The organism is Pseudomonadota bacterium, from assembly GCA_010028905.1.
Classification (GTDB): domain Bacteria; phylum Vulcanimicrobiota; class Xenobia; order RGZZ01; family RGZZ01; genus RGZZ01.
The window spans coordinates 1-1,667 of sequence record RGZZ01000740.1 but is presented as its reverse complement, the minus strand read 5'-3'; the positions used below and the strand labels follow the sequence as shown (position 1 = coordinate 1,667).

Below are 1,667 nucleotides of genomic sequence, written 5' to 3'. Positions count from 1 at the left end.
GATCGGCGTCGCGGTCTTCTTCTGAGGGGGTTTTCGGGCGGGCATCTCAGGCCACCATTCTTCGCGATGACAGCGGATTGCCGAGCACCGCGGCGATGAGATCAGCGCCGCGTGCGTCGGTGGGGATCACGGGGAAGTCGAGCGCCTCCCGCAGCGCGTCGAGGCGGAAGTCGTCGAGGAACACCCCCTCGCCTTCGCGCAGGGAGACCGAGGGGATGAGCGCCGCGTCGTAGCGGTGACGCGCGGCTTCCTGCTGCATGGCGGCCAGCATGTCGCGCCCGCCCAGCAGGCCAGCGACGGTCACCGAGTGGCCGAGGAAGTCGTTCTCCACCACGCGCAGATCGACGTGCAGGTTGTCGATCTGGTTGAGACGGGAGATGATGGGGGGGAGCACCTTGCCGCCCGAGGCGCCCGTGACGATCAGCACCCGCCGGGACTGGGAGAGGGATGCCGGGAGATGACGAACGCGGCGGTTGAACTCGGTGAGCAGCAGCCGGCTCAGGCCGACCCCGTTCTCGAGCTGATCATAGGCGCCGTAGTGGCGGTTGGGAGGAAGCGGATGATCGACGAGCAGGTAGAACTCGTCAGACAGGTAGACGAACGGGTGCCCGAAGTCGGCCTCGAAGCGACCCTGCCAGTCGTGGACCCGCGCGATGATCTCGCGGGCGAGCCCCTCGCTCACGGGGGTCAGCGGGGCCGCGTTGTCGCGCCAGCGCGTCAGCCCGACCGGAACAACGGCGAGGGTCTCGACGTGCGGGTGGAACGCCGAGATCTCGCGGATGGAGCGCTCGAGCTCCTCGCCGTCGTTGAGCCCGGGCTGCACCACGATCTGGGTGTGCATCTGGATGCCCCAGCGCTTGAGGCGCTCCATGTCCTCGAGGATGCGCTCGGACTGTGGGTTCTTGAGGATCTGTCGGCGCACCGCCGGATTCGTGGCGTGCACCGAGATGTGCATCGGACTGAGATGCATCTCCTTGATCTTGCGCCAGTCGCTCTCATCGAGGTTGGTGAGCGTGACGAAGTTGCCGTGCAGGAAGGAGAGGCGATAGTCGTCGTCCTTGACGTAGAGGGTGGGGCGATAGCCGCGCGGCATCTGATCGAGGAAGCAGAAGTCGCAGTGGGCGCGGCACCGTCGCACCCCGTCGACGAGCTCGTCTTCGAGCTCGAGCCCCATGGGCTCTCCCTCATCGTCCTTGCGGACCTCGAGGGTCAGCGGCTCGCCCTCACGCACCACCTCAACGCGAAAGCGGGGTGCCGCCGTGAGGTACATGTAGTCGAGGATGTCGAGGATCTGCTTCTTGCCGATGCGCGCGATCACATCGCCCGGGCGCAGGCCCGCACGGGCGCCGACGCTTCCTGGCGCCACGGCCTTCACCACCGCTCCCGCTCTCATCGGTGCTCCTCGACCTCGCTGCTTGCGCCTAGGGCGCTCTTGCGCCCCCCACAGGCGGCGCGGGCAGAGTATAGCCGTTCGGAACGAAAAGTGCAAGTTGGGGCGCTGCGGGGACTCGCAGGTGAAGCGCTTGACAAACAATAATCATTCTTACACAATACAGACACCCCCCCAGGAAATCCCCCCGACAGGAGAGACCATGCGCGCTCTGAGACTCCTCACGGCCACCGCCGTAACGGCGGCATCGATGTTCGCAGGAGGCTGCACGCAGCCC

1 protein-coding gene is annotated in these 1,667 nt (G+C 66.5%); it reads right to left on the bottom strand.

Annotation, left to right across the window (positions count from 1 at the left end; genetic code table 11):
* Positions 1-46 precede the first annotated feature (46 nt).
* On the bottom strand, positions 47-1,393 hold the full coding sequence (locus EB084_24875; GenBank protein ID NDD31498.1) for a DUF512 domain-containing protein: 1,347 nt from the start codon (positions 1,391-1,393) through the stop codon (positions 47-49).
* Between the last annotated feature and the right edge of the window lie 274 nt (positions 1,394-1,667).

What these genes read in the sequence shown, in the direction of transcription:
- EB084_24875 (NDD31498.1), bottom strand. Translation starts at nt 1,393, where the DNA reads ATGAGAGCGGGAGCGGTGGTGAAGGCCGTGGCGCCAGGAAGCGTCGGC.